Source organism: Streptomyces sp. NPDC058697 (genome assembly GCF_042715345.1).
Lineage (GTDB): Bacteria > Actinomycetota > Actinomycetes > Streptomycetales > Streptomycetaceae > Streptomyces > Streptomyces liliifuscus.
In genome coordinates this window covers 128,376-151,859 of record NZ_JBHXSU010000012.1, presented here as the reverse complement: position 1 = coordinate 151,859, position 23,484 = coordinate 128,376, and the positions used below count along the sequence as shown (strand labels likewise).

The following is a 23,484-nucleotide window of genomic DNA, read 5'->3' as shown; positions in this document are numbered from 1 at the left end:
CGGGGCGCCCCGGCTCCCCCTGTCCGTACCGTCGGTCGGACCTTCGCGGAAACAGTCGCGAAGGGAGCAGTAACCAACGGGGGATGAACACATGCCGGAGAACACTCATCGAATGGTGACCGACGTCCCGCATGCCAAGGTGCGGGCCGTCACCGAGCGCGTCGTCCAGGAACTCACGCTCGCCGCCGACAAGGTCGCCGCCCACTACGCGGAACCCGCCAAGTACCCGCTGCCCGCGGACAGGACGGCCGCCGAGCACCTCGTCGCGCGGCGCTTCGACAGCCTCACCGACGAAAGGAAGAAGAAGGCGGCGGCCACGGTCCTCGCCGACCTCAAGACCGGTGCCGTACGGACCCGGCGGCTCGGTGACCTGGCCCGCGTCGACCTACGCTCGCCCGCCTCGGTGGACACGCAGGTCAAGCGCCTCGGCTTTCCCGAGCGGCTGAAGTTCCCGGCCGACGAACTCAGGAAGCCGCCGACTTCTCTCCTCCCCGAGGAGTCGGCCCCGCAGGGCCTGGCCGCCGTACCGGCCGCCCTGCACAAACTCGAACTGCGCATCCACAAAGTGAAATGCGTGGACGAGACGTCCGAGTGGGGATCCGACGAGATCCATCTCGCCGGGACCAGCGTGGACGAGAGCGGCGACACCCTGAAGATCGGCCAGTTCAAGGTCCGCAGCTTCGACGACGGCGACGTCAAGGTGTACGACCCGCCGCGCCGCTTCCACTGGTTCGGCCTCGACGAGGGCACCAAGTACCCGAAGTCGTACTTCGTCACGCTGGTGCTCGCCGAGGTCGACTGGGGCGGCCTCGCCGACTACGTGGGCGCACTGCTCGACCTCATCAAGAAGAAGGTCACCGCCTACCTCGCCGCGGCCATCGGGGGCGCGATCGGCGCCTCCGGCGGACCCGTCGGCATCCTCATCGGGATGGCCGTCGGCGCGGCCGTCGGCTGGGTCTTCGACCGGCTCAAGGGCCTCTTCGGCGACGAGGTCTTCAAGCCCGTCACCGTCAACGCGGTCATCCCCTCCCTCACCGGCCGCTGGTCCGGCCGCCCCTTCACGGCCCCGGCGGTCGCCGACTACCGCGGCCACGGCGGCCACTACCAACTGACGTACGACTGGCGCATGTACGACTGAGCGAGCGGCGCAGCCGTACGGCTGGAGCCAACCTCCGGGGGAAACAGGGGGATGCGGGGGCCGGAGGGCCGCCACCCGTCAACGGCACAGACGGGAGGCGGCCTTCCGCTGCAGCGCCCCGTCAGAAGCGCGGGGATCTGCTTTCGGGCGCGCGCCGAACCGCAGTCTTTTAGGCGCGCGCCGAGCCGCTGTCTTTGGGCGCGCGCCGAGCCGCTGTCTTTCAGGGGCGCGCCGAGCCGCAGTCTTTTAGGGGCGCGGGGAACTGCGCGACCAGCCCCCACCGTCCCGCACTCGACAACCCAACCCCCATCTACATCTACGTATCGCACTCCAGAACAGTCCGACAAAGCCCACACCGCGCCCGAACCCGCCCCCGGACCGGCACCCGAATCCGCTGATGACACGTCGGACAGGGAAACGACACCCGCAACGACCCACGCCCCTCCGGCGTGAACGCGTACGGCACGTCGGCCGGCCCGGCCGCCACGACGGCGTCGTCCTGCGCGTGACGCCGGTCCTTCGCGTAACGCCGCCGCCCCGCCCACCCCGCCGCGGTGAGCGGCGGCTGCCGCTCGTCGTGACGGGCCCGCGTCATGCCCTTCGTGTACGCGGTGTACGCCTGCGGACTGGTGAACCAGGTCGCCGGGTCCTCATCGAAGACCAGCGACCGCTTCGCCAGCACGTACCCGAACTCCTCCGGCGTCAGATAGCCCAGCTTCTGCGAGGACGCCGCGTCCTCCCGGTACGCGTCGAGCAGCAGCCAGCCCGCGCCGAGATACGTCGTCGCCGTGTCCGTGAGGATCTCGTTGTCGCGCGTGCCGGGGAACGACAGGTCAAGGCGGTGCAGATAGACGTGCATCACCTCGTGCGCGAGCGCCGCGCCGATGTCCCTGCGGTGGGTGCGGAACCGGTCGTTCAGCTCGATGAAGTACTCGGGGCCCGCCGCGAGCTCGACGTTCGCCGCGTGCTCCATCTCGCGGAAGCTCACGATCATGCGGGCATCCGGGAGGCGGAAGTGCCGCACCAGCTCGCGGGCGACCCGCTGGGCGCCCAGATGGAGATCGTCCGTGTCGCAGAACGCCACGTCGGCGGGGGCCACGCTGGTGTCGAAGGTGTGGATGGTGTCGTACGAGAGCCGTTTGTACAGCGCGGTGATCGCCGCCCGCACCGTGTCCAGATGCGGGTAGCCGTGCTCGACCGGACCACCGTTCGTCACGTCCGTACCCCCAGAGAGGCCCTGAACCCCCATTCCACTTTAAGGGGACGCGAGCGGATTCTCCCGGGTTGGGTTGTCCGGTGGGGGAGTGAGATCCGTCCTTGCCGCCCATGCGTCATGATCCTCATACTTCTGTGCGCTCTTCTGCGCACCCAACCCCCCACGAAAGGGATCATGTTGACAAACAGGGCAGTCAGTCTCCTCAAGAGATCCGCCTTCAAGCGGGCCGCGGCGATCGGTGCCGTCGCTCTCGCGACCGCCAGCCTCCAGCCCGTCGCCGCGCACGCGGCGCCCGTGCCGGTCGTCGGCGGTACGCCCGCGGCGCAGAACGAGTTCCCGTTCATGGTCAGTCTGTCCATGGGCTGCGGCGGTGCCCTCTACAAGAAGGACGTCGTACTGACCGCCGCGCACTGCGTGGACGGCTCGGGCAACACCACCCGGATCACCGCCACGGCCGGGGTCACCGACCTCAACGCCTCCGGCGCGATCAAGGTCAAGTCCACCAAGGTCCTCCAGGCCCCGGGCTACAACGGCAGCGGCAAGGACTGGGCGCTCATCAAGCTCGCCCGGCCCATCAACCTGCCCACGCTGAAGCTCGCGACGAACACCCGCTACAACAGGGGCACGTTCACCATCGCCGGGTGGGGCGACACCTCGGAGAACGCGGGCACCGGTTCCACGCAGCTCCTCAAGGCCAAGGTGCCGTTCGTCGCCGACCGCCAGTGCAAGCGCCACTACGGCAGCCGGCTCATCGCCGCGCAGGAGATCTGCGCCGGGGTTCCGCGCGGCGGGGTCGACACCTGCCAGGGCGACTCAGGCGGGCCCATGTTCCGCAAGGACGACAGCGGGAAGTGGCTCCAGGTCGGGATCGTCAGCTGGGGCGACGGGTGCGCCCGGCCGCTCGTGCCGGGGGTGTACACCGAGGTCTCGACGTTCTCGGCGGCGATAGCCCGGGCCGCGGCGACGCTTTAGTCCCGGACTTTCGCAACGGCTCGTTGGTTCGTCCGGCGGGCCGTTTCGGCTTGTCGGGCGTCACCCGATCCCTCCCGGCATTCCATCCCGGCATTCCATACGGCGAACCGTGGAAGACGTGCACCAAGGCGAACAGCAATGAATTCGCAACGCGCGCGTCAAAACGTGGCTTCCGTCCGCGACGGCAATGCAAGACTGCGCGCAAGAACCGTGTGCAGGCAAGGGAAGGCAACAATGGAAATCAGTCGTCGTCGATTTTCCGCGCTGGGCGCGGGAGTCGCAGCAACCACGCTTTCCGGGGCCCCGGCGGCCCGGGCGGCAACCTCTTCGGGCAAGCACGCGGTGCGCAATGTCGTACTCGTTCACGGCGCCTACGCGGACGGCTCCTCCTGGGCGAAGGTCATCCCGCTGCTGCAGGAGGCGGGAATGAACGTCACCGCGGTGCAGAACCCGCTCACCTCGCTCGCCGACGACGTCGCCGCCACGAACTTCGCCCTGGCCCGGCAGGACGGGCCCACGCTCCTGGTCGCGCACTCCTACGGAGGCACGGTCATCTCCGAGGCAGGGCTCGCCCCGAACGTCACCGGGCTCGTCTACGTCGCCGCCCGCGCCCCGGAGGCCGGCGAGGACTTCGCCGCGCTCTCCGCCAGGTTCCCCACCCCTCCGGTCACCCCCGGGATCATCACCTCGGGCGGCTTCAAGTGGATCGGCCGGTCGGCTTTCCTGAGGGACTTCGCCAACGGCGTGCCCAGGAAAGAGGCCCTCGTTCTCTACGCGGCCCAGGGTCTGCTCTCGACCGCTCCGCCCACCACGAGCGTCGCCGCCTGGCACGAGAGGCCTTCGTGGTACGCGGTGTCGAAGAACGACCGCACCATCAATCCCGACCTTGAGCGTTTCATGGCTCACCGTATGAATGCCACGACCATCGAGGTCGACTCCGGCCATCTGTCGCTCGTGACGCACCCGAAAGCCATCGCCAGGCTCATTCTGCGAGCCGCGGCAAATAGCTGACCCCTGGTCGGTCAAATCCGCGTACAGGATTTCAATCCGCGTACACGACAAGACCGTCACACCTGGGCGAGAAAAGGAGCGGCCGCGGACGCCTCCTCGAACTCCAGCAGCCATACCTCGTTGGCACCCTCCCGCAGGACCGGTCCGGGGACGTACAGGGACCGTTGCGGGCCGACGGACCAGTAGCGGCCCAGGTTGAAGCCGTTGATCCACGCGAACCCCCTTGTCCAGCCGGGGAGTTCGAGACGGGCGTCCCCCGCGCCGCATACCGTGACCGTGCCGCGGTACAGGCCGGGGGCGCCGGAATCGGGGAGCGGCCGGAACGGCACCGGCTCCACACCGGTGTCGAACGCGTCAAGGCGCAGCGCCCGCGCCCGCACCCCGTGCAGATACTGCCGTTCGTGCAGTACGCCGCCGGTGATGCCCTTCGTCTCCCCGGTGCGCGGGCCGTAGTTGACCCGGCCCAGCGACTCCACCCACAGGTCCACGCGCGCGGGACCGGCGACCGGCTCCTTGAGCCGCGGCTCCTCCTCGGTGAGCACCCCGGCCGGCTCCCCGTCGACGTACACCGTCGCCAGATCCCGCAGACCCCGCACGGTCAGCGGGTACGGGCGGCGCGGTCCCGGAACGTCGACCGTGTAGCGGACCAGCCCCCGGTCGACGTCCATCTCTTCGAAGGCCGGCGGCACGGGCCCCTCGGTCTCGGGCCCGCCGAGCGCGTCGAGCACGGCGGACAGGGACGCCCATCCGGTCAGGTCCACGGCGGCCGGGGAGCCCAACGGGGCCGGTGCGGACGGCAGTTCGGGCAGCGGGCCGTCCGTGTACGCGGCGAGGAGTGACCGGAACCGCCAGAACTTCTCCGTGGGGCGCCCGTACTCGTCGATCGGCGCGTCATAGTCGTACGACGTCACGTCCGGCTCCAGCACCCCGTCGTGCAGCGCGCCGCCGCCCCGGTTGGCGCCCGCCCAGCCCGCGAAGTTCGTGCCGCCGTGCGCCATGTAGAGATTGACCGAGGCCCCGCACTCCAGGATCTCCCGCAGCGCGTCGGCGGCGTCACCGGGATCGCGTACGACGTGCTCGGCGCCCCAGTGGTCGAACCAGCCGCACCAGAACTCCATGCACATCAGCGGACCCGTCGGCCGGTGCCGGCGCAGCGTCTCGAAGGCCACGCGCCCGTCCGACCCGAAATTCGCGGTCGCCAGCACGCCCGGCAGGGAGCCGCCGGTGAGCATGTGGTCCTCGGGACCGTCCGACGTGAACAGCGGCACGGTCACGCCCCCCTCACGCAGAAGGCCGGCGAGCCGGCGCAAATACACCTGGTCCGAGCCGTAACTCCCGTACTCGTTCTCCACCTGCACCATCAGCACCGGACCCCCGCGGTCGATCTGGCGAGGCACGATCTCGTGCAGCAGGTGGGCGAACCAGCGCTCCACATGACCCAGGAACCGTTCGTCACGGGTGCGCACACGGGCCCCCGCCTCACCGGTCAGCCAGTGCGGCAGCCCGCCGTTCTCCCACTCGGCGCAGATGTACGGACCCGGCCGTACGATCGCCCGCAGCCCGGCCCGCTGGGCGGCGTCCAGGAAACGGCCGAGCGCCCGGACGTTCCGGAAGGAGCCCGGCCGCGGCTCGTGCAGATTCCACGGGACGTACGTCTCCACACAGTTGAGGCCCATCGCCCGCAGCATCGCCAGCCGGTGACCCCACTGCCCCTCGTGCACCCGGAAGTAGTGCAGCGCCCCCGACAACAGCCGCACCGGCCGCCCGTCCAGCAGAAAATCGGTGTCCCCCACCGTGAACTCGGTCATGAGCACCACCCTGACCCCTGGCGGCGACCCGGTCCATGGACAAAGATCAGCGGTGATTGGACGCAGCCGACACAGGCGACACAGTCGACGGAGCACGGGACGGGCCTACCGGCCAGGTGGGAGGACAGCCGATGTACCACACCTGGATGCGGTTCTTCAGCCCCGGACCCGCCCACCACAAGCTCGGCCTCGTCTGCCTCGGCGTCGGCCTCCAGTACGGGGCACTGCCCACCGTCGGACCCCGCACCCTCGACCACCACGTCGCCGTCGTGGTCAGCGCGGGACACGGCTGGTTCCGTACCGTCGACGGGCGGTGCACCGCCGTCACCGCTCCCGCCCTGCTCTGGCTCACCCCCGGCGTACCCCACCACTACGCACCCGACCCCGAGACCGGCTGGGACGAGGCCTTCGTCGACTTCACCGGACCCACCGCCGACACGTACACCGAACTCGGCTACATCGAACCCGCCCGGCCCGTCGTCCCCCTCTCCGACGCGGGCCCGGCCCGCACCACCGTCGCCCGCATCGCCCGCGCCGCCCGCCTCGGCAACCCCCTCCTGGAGGTCGAGACCAGCGCCGCCGTCCACGAACTCCTCGTCACCCTGCGCCGCGCCCGCGCCGACACCGCCCCCGACGGCGAACAGGTCCTCCAGGCCCTCGCCCGCGACGCGTTCAAGCCGCTCTCCGTCGCCGACCACGCCGCCCGCCACGGCATGACCCCCGCCGAACTGCGCACCGCCGTGCGCCGCGGCGCCGGCTGCAGCCCCAAGGACTACCTCCTCGGCATCCGCCTCGGCCGCGCCAAGGAACTCCTCGCCGCCACCGAACTCCCCGTCGCCGCCGTGGCCAGACGCGTCGGCTACGACGACCCGGCCTACTTCTCCCGCCTGTTCACCCGCCGCGTCGGCACCGCACCCGTGCGCTTCCGGGAACAACAGGGGCGTACGGTCCCCGGCGGCTGGAGCAACCAGGTCCCCGACCCCGACGATCCGCCGATGCTCCGCTCCCCGGGAACACGATGACCGGGACCCGGCCGGGGCAGGACGGCCGGCACTCTTCGGGAGCACGCTGCTCGAACGGCCGCGCACCACCCGCGGCACGCCACGTAAAGTTGCCCACCATGACCACCAGCAACACCGGAAACGCGGGCGGCGTCGACCCGGCCGTCCGCGCCGAACTCGCCCGGCTGCGCGAGAGCATCGACAACATCGACGCCGCCGTCGTCCACATGCTCGCCGAACGCTTCAAGTGCACCCAGCAGGTCGGCCACCTCAAGGCCGCCCACCAGCTGCCGCCCGCCGACCCCTCCCGCGAGGCCCAGCAGATCGCCCGGCTGCGCAGCCTCGCCGAGAACGCCAGACTCGACCCGGCGTTCGCGGAGAAGCTCCTCAACTTCATCATCGCCGAGGTCATCCGCCACCACGAGAGCATCGCGGACAGCGCGGGCGGCGCAGGCGGCGCGGACAAGTTGTAGGTCCGCCCTCTCGGCGTGCGCGCCGAAATGAGGCATCCTGCGCTGAGCACTCCTTGTCAGTACACGAGTACTCCCTGTCGGCCGGTTCGGACATAAGCTTGTCGTCCAAGCGAGGGGACTTCGCTCCATGCCGCCGGATGCCAAGATCCTCATAGTCGACGACCATGAGGAAACGCTCTACGCCCTGGAAAGCGCCCTGGCCCCGCTCGGCTACCACCTGACGCGGGCGACCAGCGGCGACGACGCGCTCAAGGAAGTCCTGCGCGGCCACGTCGGCCTGCTCCTCCTCGACGTACGCATGCCCGGCGTCAGCGGCCTCGACGTGGTCCGCTACATGCGGGGCGTGGAACAGACCCAGCTCATCCCGATCATCCTGGTCACCGGCTTCGGCCCCGACGCCGAACTCACCGCCACCGCCTACCGCCTGGGCGTCGCCGACCTCGTCATGAAACCCATAGACCCCTGGGCCCTGCGCACCAAGGTCCGCTACCTGTACGACGCCCACCAGCGCTACCGGTCCCTGGAACGCGAAGTACGCGAACTGCGCGCCCTGGTGAAGGAACAGCCGAGGGCCGGGCGCTACGTGGGCCCGGGGACGTAACCCCGACCGGCCCGAGGGGACGACGTAACCCCGACAGGCCGCAGGGGGCGCAACCCCGCCCGGACCAGGACACCCCTGTGCCGGATCACGCCCATCAGGCAGCATGGCACCCATGTCCGTACTGACGCGCGACGAAGCGCAGACCCGTGCCAAGCTCCTCGACGTCCACCGCTACCAGATCGAACTCGACCTGACGCGCGGCGACGAGATCTTCGACTCCCGTACCGTCATCCGCTTCACCACCCGCGCGGACGGGGACACCTTCGTCGAGCTCAAGCCCGCCGAACTGCGCTCCGTCACCCTCGACGGCCACCTCCTCGACCCGGACACCCTCTCCCTGGACGAGAACCGGCTGCCGCTCAAGGACCTCACGGCCGGCGAGCACGAACTGCGCATCGACACCACCATGCGCTACTCCCGCACCGGCGAGGGCATGCACCGCTTCACCGACCCCACCGACGGCGAGACATACGTCTACACCCAGCTGTTCATGGACGACGTGCAGCGCGTCTTCGCGGCCTTCGACCAGCCCGACCTCAAGGCCGTCTTCGAACTGACCGTGACGGCCCCCGAAGGCTGGACCGTACTCGCCAACGGCATCACCGAGCGCCAGGACGACGGCCGTTGGCGGGCCGCCGCCACCCCGCTCATCTCCACCTACCTCGTCGCCGTCGCCGCCGGACCCTGGCACTCCGTACGCACCGAACACCGCGGCCTGCCCTTCGGCATCCACTGCCGCCGCTCGCTCGCACCCCACCTCGACACCGACGCCGACGAGATCCTCGACATCACCCGCGCCTGCTTCGACCGCTACCACGAGAAGTTCGAGGAGCCCTACCCCTTCGACTCCTACGACCAGGCGTTCGTCCCCGAGTTCAACGCCGGCGCCATGGAGAACCCCGGACTCGTCACCTTCCGCGACGAGTTCGTCTACCGCTCCGCCGTCACCGACACCGAACGCCAGACCCGCGCCATGGTCATCGCCCACGAGATGGCCCACATGTGGTTCGGCGACCTCGTCACCCTGCGCTGGTGGGACGACATCTGGCTGAACGAGTCCTTCGCCGAGTACATGGGCTACCAGACCCTCACCGAAGCCACCCGCTTCACCGACACCTGGACCGACTTCGGCATCGTCCGCAAGGCCTGGGGCTACGACGCCGACCAGCGCCCCTCCACCCACCCCGTCGCCCCCGACCCCGAGGCCGTCCCCGACACCGCCTCCGCGATGCTCAACTTCGACGGCATCTCCTACGCCAAGGGCGCCTCCGCACTACGCCAACTCGTCGCCTGGCTCGGCGAGAAGGACTTCCTCGCCGGCATCAACACCCACTTCGCCCGCCACAGGTTCGCCAACGCCACCCTCGCCGACTTCATCGAATCCCTCGCCGCGGCCACCGAACGCGACGTCCACGCCTGGGCCGACTCCTGGCTGCGCACCACCGGCGTCGACACCCTCACCGCGTCCGTCACCGACCGGCCGGGGGAGTGGACCCTCACCCTCGACCGCGCGGGCAGCCGGCCCCACCGCGTCACCGTCGGCGTCTACGACCGCGACCTCAACGACAGCCGCGCACTCCTCCTGCGCGAACGCTACGAGACGGACGTCCCGCAACAGCCCGCCCCCGAACCCCGCCCCGGCGCCCGCCCCGCCCTCGTCGTCCCCAACGACCTCGACCTCACCTACGCCAAGATCCGCCTCGACGAGGTGTCCTCCGAAACCGCCCTGCGCGGCATCTCCGAGGTCCCCGACGCCCTCACCCGCGCCGTCCTGTGGAACACCCTGCGCGACATGGTCCGCGACGGAGACCTCGCCCCCGCCGCCTACCTGGAGACCGCCCGCGCCCACCTCCCCGAGGAGACCGACCTCGCCGTCGTCCAGGGCGTCCTCACCTTCGCCGCCGCCCAGGTCGCCAACCGCTACCTGCCCGCCCACGAACGGCCCGCCGCCCTCGCCACCCTCACCTCGCTCTGCCGCGACCTCCTCCGCCGCACCGAGGACGGCGACCACCCCGGCCTGCGCCTCATCGCCGTACGCCACCTCATCGACGTCGCCGCCCAGCCCGACACCATCAGCGCCTGGTTCTCCGAAGGCACCGTCCCCGGCGGCCCCGAACTCGACCCCGAACTGCGCTGGCGCATCCTCGGCCGCCTCGCCGTCCTCGGCGCCATCGACGACGCCGTCATCGACACCGAACTCGTCCAGGACCCCAGCGCCACCGGCCAGGAAGGCGCCGCCCGCTGCCGCGCCGCCCTCCCCGACCCGGTCGCCAAACGCGCCGCCTGGGACGCGATGTTCACCACCGACGACCTCTCCAACTACCTCTTCACCGCCACCGCCCAGGGCTTCTGGCAACCCGAACAGACCGACCTCGTACGCCAGTACGTCGACCTCTACTGGAACGACGCCGTAGCCGTGGCCGCCCGCCGCGGCCCCGCCATCGCCGAGGCAGCCGGCCGCTGGGCCTTCCCGGCCTACGCCATCACCCCCGAAACCCTCCAAGCAGGCGAACAATGCCTGACAGACTCCACCCCCACCCCAGCCCTCCGCCGCAAACTCACAGACCAACTGGACGACCTGGCAAGGGCGTTGCGAGTACGAGAGGCATAGGGAACGGATCGGCAGGCCCACGCCCCTTGCAGTCCAGGCAGTCCAGGGGCGCGGGCAACTGCCTGCTTTTGGTCTTTAAGGGGCGCGGGGAACTGCGCGAGCAACCCAACTCAACCCGCACGTTGCCCACCGGCCCAAGCCCCGCAGGGGAGGCGCGGAGCGCCAAGACCCCCGGTGTGGAGCGCCATACCCCTTTCGAGTGCTGATCACCGCACTCTCCGCGCACGCACCCCCAAACACAGACACGCTGGAAGTCCCCGCCCGCGCCCCGGAGGACGACCATGAGCCCGCTCGCATCAGGCCCCCAAGGCCCAGACACCCTGCGACCGCTGCTCACCACCGTGCTCGACGCACTGAAAGCCGGCGCAGCCACCCGAGACGGCCCCCTTCCCGCTGGCGGCCCCACCGAGGTTGCCGCCCGCCTCCGCGAGGCCCTCGGCGACCCCCTCCCGAACCACGGCGACGAAGACGCCCTCCGCACCCTCGTCCAAGCCCTCGCGGCAGGCGCAGCCGACCCCGCGGACCCCCTCTGCACGGCCCACCTCCACTGCCCACCCCTCGCCGTCGCCACCGCCGCGGACCTCGCCGCCTCCGTCCTCAACCCCTCCCTCGACTCCTGGGACCAGGCCCCGGCCGCCTCGGAACTCGAAGCCCTCGTCAGCAGGGCTCTCGCCGCCGAGGTCTACACAGAGGGTCACGCGAAGGCAGGACAAACCAGGACAGACAGTGACAGTAACGCCCTCGTCACCACAGGCGGCACCGAGTCCAACCAACTCGCCCTACTCCTCGCCCGCGAACAGCACGGCCACACCCAGCTCGTCTGCGCCGAGAACGCCCACCACTCCCTCCGCCGCGCCACCTGGCTCCTCGGCCTCCCCGAACCCGTCACCGTGCCCGCCCCCGCAGGCACCATGGACCCCGCCGCACTCGGCGAAGCCCTGACCGCGCTCCAGGGCCCCCGCGGCTCCCTCCTGGTCGCCGCCACCGCGGGCACCACCGACGCCGGCCTCATCGACCCACTCCCCGACATCGCCACCCTCTGCGAAACCCACGGCGCCCGCCTCCACATCGACGCCGCCTACGGCGGAGGCCTCCTCTTCAGCGACCGCCACCGCCCCAAACTCGACGGCCTCGCCCGCGCCCACACCGTCACCCTCGACCTGCACAAACTCGGCTGGCAGCCCATCGCCGCAGGCCTCCTCGCCGTACGCGACAGGCACGACCTCGCCCCGCTCGCCCACCACGCCGACTACCTCAACGCCGACGACGACACCGAAGCAGGCCTGCCCGACCTCCTCGGCCGCTCCCTGCGCACCACCCGACGACCCGACATCCTCAAGATCGCCGTCACCCTCAAAACCCTCGGCCGCACCGGACTCGGTGAACTCGTCGACCGGGTCTGCGAACAAGCCGCCCAGTTCGCCGAACTCATCCACCGGCACCCCCGCTTCGAACTCCACGACCGGCCCACCATCAGCACCGTCCTGTTCCGGCCCACCCACGCCACCGACGACACCGTGGCCGCCGTACGCCGCACCCTCCTCACCGAAGGCCGAGCCGTCCTCGGCCGCGCCCGCCTCGACGACCGCCTCTGGCTCAAAGCCACCCTGCTCAACCCGCACACCGGAGCCGACGACCTGGCCGCGCTCCTGAAACTGGTGGAAGGACACACCCCGCGATGACGCCCCCCACGTCCCCGACACCCCCCACGCACCCCAAACACCCCGTACACCACGAGCCCGAAGCCCCCCGCGACCTCGTCGGCATCGGCATCGGCCCCAACAACCTCTCCCTCGCCGCCCTCGCCCACCCCCTGGCCGAACTCGACACCGCCTTCTACGAACAGCGCCCCGCCTTCGACTGGCACCCCGGTCTCCTCATCGAAGGCACCACCCTCCAAGTCCCCTTCATCGCCGACCTGGTGACCCTCGCCGACCCCGCGAGCCCCTGGACCTTCCTCAACTACCTGAAAGCCCGCGAACGCCTCTTCCCCTTCTACTTCGCCGAACGACTCCACATCCACCGCGCCGAATACGCCGCCTACTGCCGCTGGGTCAGCGACAGCCTCCCCGGACTCCACTTCGGCCACCAGGTCGACGCCGTCCGCTGGAACCCCGAACGCGACGTCTTCGAAGTCGACTTCACCCAACTCGACAGCGACGGCGAAGCCGAAGCACTCGGCCGCACCTACACCAAGAACATCGCCCTCGGCATCGGCACCGCCCCCTACATCCCCGAACCGCTCCGCCCCCTCGTCGAAGCCCCGGGCGTGCCCGTCATCCACGCCGCGGACTACCTCGAACACCGCGAACGCTTCCTCACCGCCGAACACATCACCGTCATCGGCTCAGGACAGTCGGGCGCCGAAGTCTTCCTCGACCTCCTCAGAAACCGCCCAGCAGGACGCGAAAAAATCCACTGGCTCGCCCGCACCGAGGCCTTCGCACCCATGGAGTACTCAAAACTCGGGCTCGAACACTTCACACCCGACTACACGCGCTACTTCCACGCCCTGCCCGAACCCGTACGCGACCGGCTCGTCCCCGCCCAATGGCAACTCCACAAAGGCATCGACGCCGACACCATCGCCGCCATCCACGACGAGCTCTACCGCCGCACCCTGGACGGCGGCTGGCCCGACACCGTCCTCACCCCCGGCGTCCACGTCCGCACCGCGGGCCGCATCGCCACCACCAAGGTCGAACTCCACCTGGAACACGCCCAACAGGCCGGCCGCTCCCGCATCACCACCGACGCCGTCGTCCTCGCCACCGGCTACCGCGAACGCCCCCTCGGCCGAATCCTCGCCGGGCTCGACCCCTACATGCGCCGCGACGCCTCCGAACGCCCCCGCATCGACGACCGACACCGCCTCGTCCTCGACCCCTCCGTCACCGGAGCCGTCTACGTCCAGAACGGCGAACGCCACACCCACGGCGTCGGCGCCCCCGACCTCGGCCTCACCGCCTGGCGCAGCGCGAGCATCCTCAACTCCCTGACAGACAAAGACCCCTACCCACTGCCGAGCCGAACAGCCTTCACGACCTTCGGACTCACCCAGCAGCCCCAGATCCCACCCGCCAGGCAGCAGCCAAGGATGCTCACACCACTCGCCGACTAGAAGACCGGCGTCCCCTCACGCGTCAGCTTCCAGTCCACCGACGCGAACTCCTTCGGGTCCAGCGAACCCTTCGCCGTCACCCACTCCGCGATCCGCGTACGGATCTCCGTCGACTCCGCCCACAGCTCCTTCGCCGACGCCACATGCGGGAACGCCCCACCACCATTGGCCCGGTAGTTGTTCACCGCGAACACGAACTGCTGCGCGTCGTCCAACGCCACACCGTTGTACGAGAGGTTCCTGATCCGCGAACCCGCCGCCTGAGCGATGTCGATGTCGTACGTCAGACCCGACACATAGTCGTAGTTGTAGTCCGGCCGGTTGCCCGCGTTCGTCAGCTTCTCCACGTCGACCGCGGCACCGACCGCCGTCTGCACGAAATACTGCGCCGAGAACTCCAGGTACGCCCGCACCTGCGCACCCGTCATCAACTTCGCAACCAGCGTGTTGTCGTACACATACAGACTCGACAGATCCCGGATCGTCACATCCCCGGCCGGGATCTCCGACGTACGCGAGAACGGCGACGCCTGCGACAACACCGGCAACGACGCGTACTCCGTCCCCGCCAACGCCGCCTTGACCACGTCCTCCTGGACCTTCGTGATCAAGTCGATGATCGGAGCGTCCTTGTACCGCGCCTCGACCGTCGTCAACGCCTGAGTCGCCGTCCCGACCACCTGGTTGACGTACGCCACGACCACGTCGTGCTCGTCCTTCAACAGCCTCGTGATCCTCGGGTCGTCGGCCACCGAGTTCGAATTGCGGACCGACGCCGAGACCGACTCGACCGACCAACGCCCCTTCTCGAAGACCAACTCGAAGTCGAACAGCGACAACCGCTCCGCATACGCCAACGGCTCCGACAGAACGACCGTCCTCCCCGTCTTCGTGTTGGTGACCTTCAGCTCCGGAATCTCCACATGCGCGTGCCCGACCAGAATCGCGTCGATCCCCGGCACCTGCTGCGCCACCAACCCCGCCGAGTTCTCCACGTACGGCAACTGATCACCGTACGAGGACGTGCCCGACGAACCCGAGTGCGCCGACACGACCACCACGTCCGCACCCATCGACCGCAGCTTCGGCACCCACTTCGCCGCCTGCTCCTCAAGACCCGGGAACGTCAACTTCCCCTGCACATAAGCCTTGTCCCAGATCGCGATACCCGGGTTCGTCAGACCCAGCACCGCCACCTTCACCGGCGGAGCGCCCTTCACACGGAACGTCTTCATGAAGTACGGAGGAAAGGCCGGCTTCAGCGTCTTCGCGTCCAGCGCGTTCGCACCCAACAGTGGGAAACGGCACTGCGACTCGAACTTCCGCAGCGTCTCGATTCCGTAGTTGAACTCATGGTTGCCGAGCGCCACCGCGTCATAACCGATCGCGTTCATCGCCTGCGCCATCGGATGCACCGGACCACCCTTGGCGGTGATCGGGTCCACCTTCGCGTAGTAGTACGTCAAAGGCGTGCCCTGAATGGTGTCACCGGCGTCCAGCAACAACGTGTTGCGCCGGCCCTTCTCCTTGCGGACCGCGTTCACCAGCGTCGAGATCCGCGCCAGACCCTGCGCATTGCCCGCCGCGTCCTTGTACTCCGCGTCCTTGAAGTAGTCCCAGTTGAAGACGTGGCCGTGCAGATCGGTCGTACCCATCACCGTCAGCGAGTACCGCTTCGGCTTCCTGCCACCCTTTGCCACCGCAGCCTCCGCCGCCTGAGCGCTCGGCGCCACGACCGCACCGGCCAGGGCGACACCCGCGCCGGTCACGGCGGACTTCTTCAGGAACTTCCGACGGTTCAACGCCATGACGGGCCACTCCTAGGGAAACGGTCGACAACACACGCAGATACGCGCGTAGATTCTGACCCGGACATGACGCACGGCAACAGCCCCCGCAGGTTTCGATCTGATGACCGACAAGCCCCGGAAACGGGCCGCCGGTGACAGAGTGGGACGTATGACCTCACCCTCCGAAAGCCCCGAGGAAACCCGCTCCGCAGTCCCCTACGGCACACCCGACGCACCCCGAATCGCAGTCCGCGGCGAAGCCCACCTCGAAGTCGACCCCGAGATCGCCCGCATCGGCATCACCGTCAGCGCCCGCGGCACCGACCGCCGCGACGCCCTCACCGACCTCACCCGCCGCAACACCACCGCCCTCGACCTCGTCAAAACCTACGGCGACGCCGTCGAAAAACTGGAGACCGGCGCCTTCTCCATCACCCCCGAACTCACCAAACACGGCCGCGGCGAACGCATCCGCGCCTACCACGGCCGCGTCCACATCACCGCCGAACTCACCGACTTCACCGCCCTCGGCGAACTCACCACCCGCCTCGCCGACCTCGACCTCACCCGCGTCGACGGCCCCTGGTGGGCCCTGCGCCCCGACTCACCCGCCCACCGCCAGGCCAGGCAACAGGCAGTACGCGAAGCCGTCCAACGAGCCCGCGAATACGCCGAAGCCCTCGGCACCACACTCGCCGCCCTCGTGGAACTCGCCGACATCGGCGCCGAGAACGCCCACCCCTACGGCATGGAAGCCCAGACCGCCCGATCCATGCGCACCATGGCATTCGACGCGGCCGCCCCCGAAGGAGCCCCCGCCCTCGACCTCGAACCCGAACGACAGCATGTCTACGCACAGGTCAACGCCCGCTTCACAATGTCACCGCCGGTGCTCTGAACGCCCTCCGAAATGCTCATCGGAGCGGCCCCCTGCACAATTCAACCCTTGTCAACAACCCTTCACGCAAAGGTTGTTGAGTAGTCATGCCCGACCAATTCCCTACCCGCTGGTAAGGCCTAGGCTCGAACCATGCGCCGAGCAAAAATCGTCTGTACATTGGGCCCCGCCACCGACTCGTACGACCAGATCAAGGCACTGGTCGAAGCCGGAATGGACGTAGCCCGCTTCAACCTCAGCCACGGCAGCCATGCCGACCACGAGGAGCGCTACCAGCGCGTGCGAAAGGCCTCCGACGAGACCGGCCGCAGCGTCGGAATCCTCGCCGACCTTCAAGGCCCGAAGATCCGACTCGGCCGCTTCACCGAAGGCCCCGTACTCCTTGAACGCGGAGACACCTTCACCATCACAGTCGAAGAGGGCACAGAGGGTGACCGCCAGACCTGCGGAACCACCTACTCCGGCCTCGCCGCCGACGTCACCACCGGCGAACGCATCCTCGTCGACGACGGCAAGGTCTGCCTCGAAGTCACCTCCGTCGACGGACCCCGCGTCCACACCACCGTCATCGAAGGCGGCATGGTCTCCGACAACAAAGGACTCAACCTCCCCGGCGTCGCCGTCTCCGTCCCCGCCCTGTCGGAGAAGGACGAGGCCGACCTCCGCTGGGCCCTGCGCACCGGCTGCGACGTCATCGCCCTCTCCTTCGTCCGCAGCGGACGCGACATCGAGGACGTCCACCGCATCATGGACGAAGAAGGCCGACGCCTCCCCGTGATCGCCAAGGTCGAGAAACCCCAGGCCGTCGAGAACATCGACGACATCGTCGCCGCCTTCGACGGAATCATGGTCGCCCGAGGCGACCTCGGCGTCGAAATGCCCCTCGAACAAGTCCCGATCGTCCAGAAGCGCGCGGTCAAACTCGCCAAGCGCAACGCCAAGCCCGTCATCGTCGCCACCCAGATGCTCGACTCGATGATCGACAACTCCCGCCCGACCAGGGCCGAGGCGTCGGACGTCGCCAACGCCGTCATCGACGGCACGGACGCCGTGATGCTGTCCGGCGAGACGAGCGTCGGCAAGTACCCCATCGAAACGGTCCGCACGATGTCCCGCATCGTCGAGGCCGCCGAGGAGGACATCCTCGCGAAGGGCTTGCCGCCGCTGACCGACCGGAACAAGCCCCGCACACAGGGCGGCGCGGTCGCCCGGGCCGCCGCCGAAATGGGCGACTTCCTGGGCGCGAAGTACCTGGTCGCCTTCACCCAGTCCGGCGACACGGTCCGCCGCCTGTCCCGCTACCGCTCCCCGATCCCCCTCCTCGCCTTCACCCCGGACGCGGCCACCCGCTCCCAGCTCAACCTGACCTGGGGCGTCGAGACCTTCCTCGGCCCGCACGTCGACTCCACCGACGCGATGGTCAACCAGGTCGACGAGCTGCTCCTGAAATACGGCCACTGCGAAAAGGGCGACATCGTCGTCATCACGGCCGGCTCCCCGCCCGGAGTCTCCGGCTCGACGAACCTGGTCCGCGTCCACCACATCGGCGAGGACGACAGCCCCAAGTAGGCCCAAGTGGGGGTGTGGGGTCAGTACTTGGGGCCCACGTGGGCGTCCATGAGGGCTACGGAGGCGCGGCGGGCGACGGAGATGTTACGTGAGTTCGCTTGCCTCCAGTCGACGCCGACTGCGTCGAGGGTGTCGGTGTAGAGCTGCCTGATGTCCGCCGAGAGGTTGGTGAAGAAGTAGCGGGGATATTCGTAGCGCTTGCGTTCGCCTTTCACGAGGCGGGTGGCCCAGTTGGTGATACGGCAGCCGTCGGAGTGGACGAGGCCGCGGATGAACCCCCACGGGTGGGCGTCGACAATCTCCTGTTGCCAAGGTTCCAGCGCGATGGTGCGTTCATGTTTCTTGCCCGGGCCGTGCTGGGGGAAGAAGCAGGGCCAGTGCTTGCTGGTCGCGGTGACTGCTACACAGCCGTCCTTCCTCACGCGGAAGACGCTGTTGTCCGGGCGTGCGGAGCGAATTGCGGCTTCGCACGCGTCGATGAGTCCTGGCCAGGCGTTGTCGCACACGATGCGGAGGAAGTAGACGCCTCTACGGTGGGCGTTGATGCAGCCATCGCCGAGATAGAGGCCCAACAGGTACGCGTACGCCGCAGGGTCCTCGGGTGGGCCCGGCGTCTCGTCACACCTTGGGCATGGGCGGCCGGTGCGCCCGACTGGCTCAATGCGTGTTTGCCAGGAGCGGATAGCGAACCGGGAGACCCTGAGTTCCTTGCTTACGGAGTTCAGGCTGCGCCCCTGAGCGACCAGAGCCAGAGCCCGCTTGCGTGTGCCCATGTCGTACATGCGCCCACTCTGCGAGGCTGATCGTCTCGACACGCAGCAAAAAGCGGATGTTCACGAGAACGTGGACATCCGCTTCTGGGTGGCGACCTTGGAATCTAAGGAAAAGTGCCCCGGGTGGGACTCGAACCCACACTGTATGCTGTTTGAGAGCATCGCCTGCTGCCGATTGGGCTACCGGGGCCCAGTAAATCGAAGGTTTCCCTCGACCCGCTGCCCGTCCACCATACCGCAGCTAGGTAGGCTCTTGGGAGCAGTATCTGCCCCGCAACGAGGAGCCCCCGTGACCGCCCCCGAGTCGCCCCAGCCCGTAGACGCGCCCGACGACGACAAGTCGCACGTGCCTCCGCTGACGACCCGTGTCGTCATCGCCGAGGACGAGGCGTTGATCCGTCTCGACCTCAAGGAGATGCTCGAAGAAGAGGGGTACACGGTCGTGGGCGAGGCCGGTGACGGTGAGCAGGCCGTCGAGCTCGCCCGGGAGCACCGCCCCGACCTCGTCATCCTCGATGTGAAGATGCCGAAGCTGGACGGCATCTCCGCGGCCGAGAAGATCGCCGAGGAGTCCATCGCCCCGGTGCTGATGCTGACCGCGTTCTCGCAGCGCGACCTCGTCGAGCGGGCGCGTGACGCTGGCGCGATGGCGTATCTCGTCAAGCCGTTCAGTAAGAGCGATGTCGTGCCGGCGATCGAGATGGCCGTCTCGCGCTTCACGGAGTTGAAGGCGCTGGAGAAGGAGATCGAGGATCTCACGACGCGTCTGGAGACCCGGAAGCTGGTCGATCGTGCGAAGTCGGTGCTGCAGACGGAGTACGGCCTGACGGAGCCGGCGGCGTTCCGTTGGATTCAGAAGACGTCGATGGATCGTCGTATGTCGATGCAGCAGGTCGCGGAGGCGGTTATTCAGGACGCGGACGAGAAGAAGGCCGCGAAGGGCTGAGCAGCGAGCGTACGTACGGCTGAGGCCCGCACCCCGTGTCATCGGGTGCGGGCCTCAGCCGTATACGAGTAGCCGCGCTGTGAAAGCCGGCTCAGTCCTCGCCGAGGTACGCCTTGCGGACCGACTCGTCGTGGAGGAGGTCCTGGCCGGATCCGGAGAGGACGATGCTGCCGACCTCCATGACGTGTCCCTGGTCGGCGAGCGAGAGTGCTGCCTGGGCGTTCTGCTCGACGAGCAGGATGGTGGTGCCCTGGGACTTGAGTTCGGAGATCGTGGCCATGATCTTCTGCATCATGATCGGCGAGAGGCCCATGGAGGGTTCGTCGAGCATGAGGAGCTTGGGCTGGGACATGAGGGCCCGGCCCATGGCGAGCATCTGCTGTTCGCCGCCGGAGAGGGTTCCCGCGGCCTGCTTCCTGCGTTCCCCGAGGATGGGGAAGAGGTCGTAGGCGCGCTGGATGTCCTTCTCGATGCCTGTCTTGTCGTTGCGCAGGAAGGCTCCGAGGCGGAGGTTGTCCTCGATGGTCATGCGGGGGAAGATGTGCCGCCCCTCGGGGGAGTGTGCGAGTCCGAGGGAGACGATCTGGTGGGCGGGGGTCTTCTTGAGTGATTTGCCCTGGAACTTGATCTGGCCGCCGACGGGCTTGAGGAGGCCGGAGAGGGTGCGCAGGGTGGTGGTTTTTCCGGCGCCGTTGGTGCCGATGAGGGTGACGACCTGGCCGGCGTCGACCTTGAAGGAGATGCCCTTGACGGCTTCGATCTTGCCGTAGGCGACTCGGAGGTCCTCGACTTCGAGCAGTGCGGTCATCGGTCGTTCTCCTTGCGGGGCGCGGCGTCCGTGGAGGCGTCGGCCTGTGCCTCGGCGGCTTCGACCTCGGCGACCTCCTCCTGGCCGGGTGCGTCTTCGAAGGGTTCGCCGAGGTAGGCGGCGATGACGCGTTCGTCGCCCTGGACGGTGGCGCTGTCGCCTTCGACGAGTTTTTCGCCCTGGACGAGGACGGCGACGCGGTCGCAGAGGTTGAAGATGAACCGCATGTCGTGCTCGATGACGAGGACGGCGATGCCCATGTCCCGGATGGCGAAGACGAGTTCTTCGGTGGCCCGGGTTTCTTGGGGGTTCATGCCGGCGGTGGGTTCGTCGAGGAGGAGCAGGCCGGGTTCGCTGGCGAGGGCGCGGGCGATTTCGAGCTTGCGCTGTTCGCCGTAGGGGAGGTTCCTCGCGAGGTGGTCGCGCTTGGCGGCGAGGCCGATGAACTCGAGGAGTTCCATGGCGCGGTCTTCGGAGGCTTTTTCGGCCTTCTTGAAGCCGGGTCCGCGCAGGAGTGCGGACCAGAGTCCTTCTTTGGTGCGGGTGTGGCGGCCGACGAGGACGTTTTCCAGGACCGTCATGTTGGCGAAGAGACGGATGTTCTGGAAGGTGCGTGCGACGCCGGCTGCGGTGACCTTGAAGGACTGTGACGGCAGGACGGTGCCCTTGTAGCGGACTTCGCCTTCGGTGGGGATGTAGAGGCCGGTGAGGCAGTTGAAGAAGGTCGTCTTGCCGGCGCCGTTGGGGCCGATGAGGCCGACGATTTCTCCGCCGTTGACCTGGAGGTCGACGTTGCGTACGGCGGTGAGGCCGCCGAATCGCATGGTGACGCCGCGTGCGTCGAGCACGGTTTCGCCGGGGGCGGTCGCGCCGGGGGCGGCGCCCTTGGTGGTGATGTCGGTAGTCATCGTGGTCAGGCCCCTGCCTTGCTGAGGACTGTGGGCGCTTCGGCTTCCTCGTGGAATTCGAGCTGGCGGCGCCGGTTCGGGATGAGGCCTTCCGGTCGGAAGCGCATCAGCAGGACGAGCGCGAGGCCGAAGGCGAGGAGCTGGTAGTCGCCGAGGAACTGGAGCTTGGCGGGGATGAGGTAGAGCAGTGCGGCGCCGACGAGGGGGCCGCTGATGGTGCCCATGCCGCCGAGGACGACCGCTGCGAGCAGGAAGGCCGAGTTGGGCGGGACGACGTGGGCGAACTGGTACTGCTCGGGGGTCACGGTGTAGGTGACGTGTGCCTGGACGGATCCGGCGAGGCCTGCGAGGGCGGCGCCGAGTGCGAAGGCGATGAGTTTGACGCGGAAGCCGTTGATGCCCATGGCGAGCGCGGCGGTCTCGTCCTCGCGGATGGCGACCCAGGCGCGGCCGATGCGGGAGTCGCCGCTGCGGCGGAAGACGATCACGACGACCAGCGTGATGAGGAGCATCAGCAGGAAGTAGTTGGCGAAGCGCGCGATGGTGAATCCGGCGATGCTGTGTTCTTGGCCGAAGTCGAACCCGAGGATGTTGAGGTTCGGGATCGAGGAGATGCCGTTGGAGCCGTTGGTGATGTCGGGTCCGCTGGTGCCGTCCATGTTGAGGACGGTGATGCGGAAGATCTCACCGAATCCGAGGGTGACGATGGCGAGGTAGTCGCCGCGCAGTCGGAGGGTGGGGGCGCCGATGAGGACGCCGAAGACCATGGCGACGGCTGCGCCGAGGAGGGCGGAGGCCCAGAACGGCAGGTGGATGTCGAAGGGTGAGGAGGGGGAGCCGGAGACCATGGCCGCGGTGTAGGCGCCGACGCCGAGGAAGGCGACGTATCCGAGGTCGAGGAGTCCGGCGAGGCCGACGACGATGTTGAGGCCGAGGGCGACGGTGGCGAAGATCAGGATGTAGACGCCGATGGTCGCGTACTGGTCGTCGGACTGGGTGAAGGGGAATGCGGCGGCGGCGACGAACGCGCCGATCATGGTGACGTTGCGGTGCTTCGAGGTGAGTGCGGAGAGCCTGTTGACGAGTCCGGCCTTGGCGGCGGCGGCGAAGCTGAGGCCCGCGGTGATGAGGAAGCCGATGAACTGTTCGTCGTATTCGGTGCCGATGCCGTAGGTGAAGACGGTCAGGCCGAGGGCCAGTGCGGCGACGATGACGAGGATTTCGGCGTACGCGGGCAGCTTGTGGGCCGGGGCCTTGGTGGTGCCGGAGGCGAAGGCTGCCTTGACGACGGTGATGTCGTACCGGCGCTGGTGGCGGAACTGCTCCCAGGCGGTGTCGTCGGGGTCGTACGGGTCCGGTGCCGGTCGCTGGAACGGCAGGGAGAGCGAGCCGACCAGGGCGGCGAGGGTGGCGACGGCCACGACCCAGCCGCCGGGTTCGAGGTTGGCGAGGCCGCCGAGTTTGGTGCTGATCGCGATGATCGTGTACCAGGCGGTGGCGAACGCTGCGAGCGCGGCGAGCTTGATGGCGCTGTCGGCGCCTGCGGGGGTGAGCCAGCGCAGGCCCTTGACGCCGTAGGAGGAGAGGCCGAAGAGCGTGGTGAGGGCGCCGCCGATGAGGACGAGGACCTGCAGGCCGCCGGGGTAGCCGTAGAAGGTGAGGTCGCCGGGGAACGCGGAGGTCCAGGTCCAGGCGAGGAAGGTGGAGATGATGGTGAGGATGCCGCCGCCGGTGGCGAGGGCGCGTCCGATGTTCGGGGGGATGCCGATGAGTCCGGCGGTGGAGCCGGCCGGCTCCTTGGCGGGCGTCTGGGCGCTGGTGGTCTGTGTGGTCATAGGTC

The 23,484-nt window shown here is 68.6% G+C and carries 19 protein-coding genes and 1 tRNA gene; 12 read left to right on the top strand and 8 right to left on the bottom strand.

From position 1 onward, the window contains the following. The first annotated feature begins 112 nt into the window (after positions 1–112). Positions 113–1,138 (top strand): hypothetical protein, encoded by a 1,026-nt coding sequence (locus ACFWXQ_RS27025; protein ID WP_383939332.1) that lies wholly within the window; start codon positions 113–115, stop codon positions 1,136–1,138. 316 nt (positions 1,139–1,454) lie between these two features. On the opposite strand, the gene ACFWXQ_RS27020 is transcribed toward ACFWXQ_RS27025, so the two are convergent. After that, positions 1,455–2,354, bottom strand: coding sequence for a hypothetical protein (locus tag ACFWXQ_RS27020; protein WP_383939329.1), 900 nt, complete (start codon positions 2,352–2,354; stop codon positions 1,455–1,457). A 174-nt stretch (positions 2,355–2,528) separates the two neighbouring features. Between ACFWXQ_RS27020 and ACFWXQ_RS27015 the strand changes: the two genes are divergently transcribed. Then, complete coding sequence (locus ACFWXQ_RS27015; protein ID WP_383939326.1) at positions 2,529–3,326, top strand: S1 family peptidase; 798 nt, start codon at positions 2,529–2,531, stop codon at positions 3,324–3,326. Positions 3,327–3,560: 234 nt separating this feature from the next. Beyond that, a complete protein-coding gene (locus ACFWXQ_RS27010) occupies positions 3,561–4,337 on the top strand; it encodes an alpha/beta fold hydrolase (RefSeq protein WP_383939323.1) in 777 nt (258 codons plus the stop codon). 56 nt (positions 4,338–4,393) lie between these two features. Here the strand turns inward: ACFWXQ_RS27010 and ACFWXQ_RS27005 are convergent, their stop codons facing one another. Continuing rightward, entirely contained in the window at positions 4,394–6,145 is a 1,752-nt protein-coding gene (locus ACFWXQ_RS27005; protein ID WP_383939319.1) for a beta-galactosidase family protein, read from the bottom strand. Between the two features lie 131 nt (positions 6,146–6,276). On the opposite strand from ACFWXQ_RS27005, the gene ACFWXQ_RS27000 reads away from it, so the two are divergent. From ACFWXQ_RS27000 to ACFWXQ_RS26975, 6 genes are all read left to right on the top strand, one after another. Beyond that, entirely contained in the window at positions 6,277–7,167 is an 891-nt protein-coding gene (locus ACFWXQ_RS27000) for a helix-turn-helix domain-containing protein (RefSeq protein ID WP_383939316.1), read from the top strand. 98 nt (positions 7,168–7,265) lie between these two features. Further along, positions 7,266–7,619, top strand: coding sequence for a chorismate mutase (locus ACFWXQ_RS26995; RefSeq protein WP_200398898.1), 354 nt, complete (start codon positions 7,266–7,268; stop codon positions 7,617–7,619). 127 nt (positions 7,620–7,746) lie between these two features. Beyond that, entirely contained in the window at positions 7,747–8,220 is a 474-nt protein-coding gene (locus ACFWXQ_RS26990) for a two-component system response regulator (protein ID WP_383939313.1), read from the top strand. A gap of 103 nt (positions 8,221–8,323) precedes the next feature. Next, positions 8,324–10,831: an aminopeptidase N gene (gene pepN / locus ACFWXQ_RS26985; RefSeq protein ID WP_383939309.1), complete on the top strand. Its 2,508-nt coding sequence runs from the start codon at positions 8,324–8,326 to the stop codon at positions 10,829–10,831. A 281-nt stretch (positions 10,832–11,112) separates the two neighbouring features. Then, complete coding sequence (locus tag ACFWXQ_RS26980; RefSeq protein ID WP_383939306.1) at positions 11,113–12,513, top strand: pyridoxal phosphate-dependent decarboxylase family protein; 1,401 nt, start codon at positions 11,113–11,115, stop codon at positions 12,511–12,513. Beyond that, positions 12,510–13,952, top strand: a complete 1,443-nt coding sequence (locus ACFWXQ_RS26975; protein ID WP_383939304.1) for a lysine N(6)-hydroxylase/L-ornithine N(5)-oxygenase family protein — start codon at positions 12,510–12,512, stop codon at positions 13,950–13,952. Before ACFWXQ_RS26980 ends, ACFWXQ_RS26975 begins: the two co-directional genes overlap by 4 nt. Here ACFWXQ_RS26975 and ACFWXQ_RS26970 read toward each other — a convergent pair. Further along, on the bottom strand, positions 13,949–15,760 hold the full coding sequence (locus ACFWXQ_RS26970; RefSeq protein WP_383939301.1) for a 5'-nucleotidase C-terminal domain-containing protein: 1,812 nt from the start codon (positions 15,758–15,760) through the stop codon (positions 13,949–13,951). The genes ACFWXQ_RS26975 and ACFWXQ_RS26970 overlap by 4 nt on opposite strands. Before the next feature lie 151 nt (positions 15,761–15,911). Between ACFWXQ_RS26970 and ACFWXQ_RS26965 the strand changes: the two genes are divergently transcribed. Then, complete coding sequence (locus tag ACFWXQ_RS26965; protein ID WP_383939298.1) at positions 15,912–16,640, top strand: SIMPL domain-containing protein; 729 nt, start codon at positions 15,912–15,914, stop codon at positions 16,638–16,640. A gap of 132 nt (positions 16,641–16,772) precedes the next feature. Continuing rightward, a complete protein-coding gene (gene pyk / locus ACFWXQ_RS26960; RefSeq protein WP_383939295.1) occupies positions 16,773–18,209 on the top strand; it encodes a pyruvate kinase in 1,437 nt (478 codons plus the stop codon). A gap of 20 nt (positions 18,210–18,229) precedes the next feature. On the opposite strand, the gene ACFWXQ_RS26955 is transcribed toward pyk, so the two are convergent. Both ACFWXQ_RS26955 and ACFWXQ_RS26950 read right to left on the bottom strand, forming a co-directional pair. Then, entirely contained in the window at positions 18,230–18,991 is a 762-nt protein-coding gene (locus tag ACFWXQ_RS26955; protein WP_383939293.1) for a transcriptional regulator, read from the bottom strand. Positions 18,992–19,097: 106 nt separating this feature from the next. After that, a tRNA-Leu gene (locus ACFWXQ_RS26950) sits at positions 19,098–19,172 on the bottom strand. 99 nt (positions 19,173–19,271) lie between these two features. Here ACFWXQ_RS26950 and ACFWXQ_RS26945 point away from each other — a divergent pair. Further along, positions 19,272–19,928: an ANTAR domain-containing response regulator gene (locus ACFWXQ_RS26945; protein WP_189840381.1), complete on the top strand. Its 657-nt coding sequence runs from the start codon at positions 19,272–19,274 to the stop codon at positions 19,926–19,928. 91 nt (positions 19,929–20,019) lie between these two features. Here the strand turns inward: ACFWXQ_RS26945 and ACFWXQ_RS26940 are convergent, their stop codons facing one another. The 3 genes from ACFWXQ_RS26940 to ACFWXQ_RS26930 are packed head-to-tail and all read right to left on the bottom strand — an operon-like array spanning position 20,020 to position 23,479. Further along, on the bottom strand, positions 20,020–20,736 hold the full coding sequence (locus ACFWXQ_RS26940) for an ABC transporter ATP-binding protein (protein WP_200398907.1): 717 nt from the start codon (positions 20,734–20,736) through the stop codon (positions 20,020–20,022). Continuing rightward, positions 20,733–21,644 (bottom strand): ABC transporter ATP-binding protein, encoded by a 912-nt coding sequence (locus ACFWXQ_RS26935; protein ID WP_383939290.1) that lies wholly within the window; start codon positions 21,642–21,644, stop codon positions 20,733–20,735. The genes ACFWXQ_RS26940 and ACFWXQ_RS26935 overlap by 4 nt, the downstream gene beginning before the upstream one ends. A 5-nt stretch (positions 21,645–21,649) precedes the next feature. After that, positions 21,650–23,479 (bottom strand): branched-chain amino acid ABC transporter permease, encoded by a 1,830-nt coding sequence (locus ACFWXQ_RS26930; protein WP_383939287.1) that lies wholly within the window; start codon positions 23,477–23,479, stop codon positions 21,650–21,652. Positions 23,480–23,484 lie beyond the last annotated feature (5 nt).